This window comes from Streptomyces anatolicus (assembly GCF_019400875.1).
Taxonomy (GTDB): Bacteria; Actinomycetota; Actinomycetes; order Streptomycetales; family Streptomycetaceae; genus Streptomyces; species Streptomyces anatolicus.
The window spans coordinates 1-2,850 of record NZ_WMBF01000663.1 but is presented as its reverse complement, the minus strand read 5'-3'; the positions used below and the strand labels follow the sequence as shown (position 1 = coordinate 2,850).

3 protein-coding genes and 1 riboswitch are annotated in these 2,850 nt (G+C 71.4%); all 3 genes read right to left on the bottom strand.

Annotated features, from left to right (window positions below; all coding sequences use genetic code 11):
• Positions 1-47: 47 nt before the first annotated feature.
• Entirely contained in the window at positions 48-1,064 is a 1,017-nt protein-coding gene (locus GKQ77_RS31080; RefSeq protein WP_258022284.1) for a FecCD family ABC transporter permease, read from the bottom strand.
• Between the two features lie 68 nt (positions 1,065-1,132).
• The gene (locus GKQ77_RS31075; protein WP_219692456.1) at positions 1,133-2,203 is read right to left on the bottom strand and encodes an ABC transporter substrate-binding protein; all 1,071 of its coding nucleotides are present in this window, start codon (positions 2,201-2,203) and stop codon (positions 1,133-1,135) included.
• Positions 2,204-2,269: 66 nt separating this feature from the next.
• Positions 2,270-2,454, bottom strand: a riboswitch (cobalamin riboswitch).
• 7 nt (positions 2,455-2,461) lie between these two features.
• Positions 2,462-2,850, bottom strand: a 389-nt coding sequence (locus tag GKQ77_RS31070) for a VOC family protein (protein ID WP_219692455.1), incomplete at its 5' end; no start/stop codon positions are given.

Here is a 2,850-nt window from a genome sequence, read left to right as displayed (position 1 = left end):
CGTCTGGGGCGTGGGGGCGTGTGGCGGGTCGTGTTTTGTTCTGGGTGTCACGGTGTCCCCCTTCGCGTGCGGTACAGCACCAGTACGAACGCCGGTACGCCGATGAGCGAGGTCACCACTCCCACCGGGACCTCCTGTGGGTCGAGGGCCGTGCGGGCCAGCGTGTCCACCCAGACCAGGAAGACCGCCCCGGCCAGCGCCGTGACCGGCAGCAGCCGGGCGTGGCCGGAGCCCGCGAACGCGCGGGCCGCGTGCGGCAGGACCAGGCCCACGAAGCCGATGGCGCCCGCCGAGCTGACCAGGGCCGCCGTCAGCAGCGCCGTCACGCAGAGCAGGACGAGCCGGGTGCGTGCCACCCGTACGCCCAGCGTCGCCGCCGCCTCCTGGCCGAAGGCGAAGGCGTCGAGCGTGCGGGCGTGGCCGAGGCAGACGGCCAGCGTCACGGCGAGGACCGCCGCGCACAGCCATACGTCCGTCCAGCCCGCCCCGCTGAGCGAGCCGAGCAGCCAGAACAGCACGCCCCGGGTGGTCTCCGCGTCGCCCGCCGTGAGGATCACGAAGGACGTCAGCGCGGAGAAGAGCTGCATCGCGGCCACGCCGGACAGGACCACCCGGTCCACCGTGTCGCCCAGCGAGTGGCTCAGGAGCAGGACCAGGGCGAAGGAGAGGAGCGCGCCGACGAACGCGCCCGCCGAGATCGACACCGCTCCCCCGCCGACGCCGAGTACGACGACCGCGACCGCTCCCGTGGACGCCCCGGACGACACCCCGAGCACGAACGGGTCGGCGAGGGGGTTGCGCAGCAGGGACTGCATGACCGCGCCGCAGACCGCGAGGCCCGCGCCGCAGACGGCGGCGAGCAGGGTGCGGGGCATCCGCAGGTTCCAGACGATGCCGTCCCTGAGGGGGGTGAGCCGTGGCTCGCCCCAGCCGAGGTGCGCGGCGAGCGCCGACCATACGTCGGGCACCGAGATGTCGGCGGGGCCGATGGTGACGGCGACCGCCACGGAGAGTGCGAGCGCGGCGCACGCCGCCAGCCACAGCAGTGTGTGCCGGACCAGCAGGGCCCGTCGAGTGGGCCCTTCCTGTATTCGGGTGGGCCTTCCCTGTATTCGGGTGGGGGCGGTCGGCCTCACTTGGTGAGGCCGAACTTCCGCAGGCCTGCCGCCACTTGTTCGATGCCGTCGACCGTGCGGATCGTGGGGTTCATGGCCTGGCCGCTCAGCAGGACGTACCGTTTCTTCTTCACGGCGGTGAGGTTCTTGGTCGCCGGGTTGGACTCCAGGAACTTGATCTTCGCGGCCGCGCTCTCCGCGGACTGCGACTTGCGGGTGAGGTCGCCGATGACGAGGACGTCGGGGTCGCGGTCGGCGACGGTCTCCCAGTTGATCTGGGGCCACTCCTCGCGGGTGTCGTCGAAGACGTTCTTCACGCCCAGTTCGCGGGTGATGATGCCGGGGGCGCCGCAGCAGCCCGCCATGTAGGGGGCGTCGGAGTTGGCGAACCAGTACAGCACGGTCGTGTCGGAGGCGTCGGCGGCCTTGATGTCCTTCGCCGCCTTCGTCACGCGGCTCTTCAGCCCCGCGATCAGCTTCTCACCGCGCTCCTCGACGTCGAACACCTTCGCCAGGTCCCGCACCTCGCCGTAGACGGTGTCCATGGTGAGGGTCTTGACGCGCTTGCCGTCGCCGCCGCCGTCGTTGTCCTTGCCCGCGCAGTCGGTGGGCGAGACGTAGACGGGTACGTCGAGTTCGGTGAACTTCGTACGGTCGGCGACGCCGCCCTTGCCGACGGTGTACAGGAAGGAGGCGCTGACGAAGTCCGGCTCCTTGGCGAGGACCTTCTCCAGGGAGGGGTAGCGGTCGGCAAGCCGCTCCACCTTCGCGTTCTCCTTCGCCAGGTTCTTCAGGACCGGGTCGGTCCAGGTGCCGGTGCCGACCATGCGGTCGGCGAGGCCGAGGGAGAGCAGGATCTCGGTGGAGCCCTGGTCGAGCGAGACGGCGCGCTGGGGCGGGGCGCCGACCTTCGCCTCCTTGCCGCAGGAGGCGACCGTGACCGGGTAGCCTTCGGCGCTCTTGCCCCCGGACCCGGCGGCGGAATTCTGTGCGGAGCCGCCGCCGTCGCCGCACGCGGTCAGCGCGAGCGTGGCGGACGCCAGCAGTCCGGCACAGCGCAGGGCGGTTCTACGGGCTTTCGAGGACACGCGATCCCTTGAGTCTCACGGCTCATACGCGGAGCCTGGTCTGCGTCACGACCTCCGCCGCCCGGTGTGCGAGCGGAGGCGCCAGCAGGTCTTCGGACTCGGGATCGGCCGGACGGGACGCCTTCCCGGGCGTCGTGAGACGCCCAGTGGCCGTGGTCCCGCCCGTCCCCCTCACCGCTGCGCGTCAGTTCCGGATTTCCACCGGATTCCCTGGCCCAGGTACGGGTTTGACTGGCTTGCGCAAGTTATCACGCGCTCTCACGGCGTCGGTCCGGGCCTGGGCTCGCCCCGGTAGGTGCCGAAGAACCAGCGGTTTCCCTCGGGGTCCGCGATGCCGAACTCGCGGCTGCCGTACGGCTTGTCCTCGATCTCGCCGACGATCTTCACGCCGGCGTCGGCGAGGCGGGCGTACAGGGCGTCCACCTCGTCGGTGACGACATAGGCGCCGGAGGTGCCGGGCTTCCCGCATGCCTCTCCGGGGCCGTCCGGGTCGTACGAGCCGAGCATGATGCCGCCGCCCTCGGGCCAGTCCAGCTGGGCGTGGGCGACGCGGGCGCCGTCCTCGTAGACGGCCGTCCGCCGGAAGCCGACGGTGTCGACGAGGAAGTCGATCAGGGCGGGGGCGTCCTGGGCCTGGAGAGTCGGCC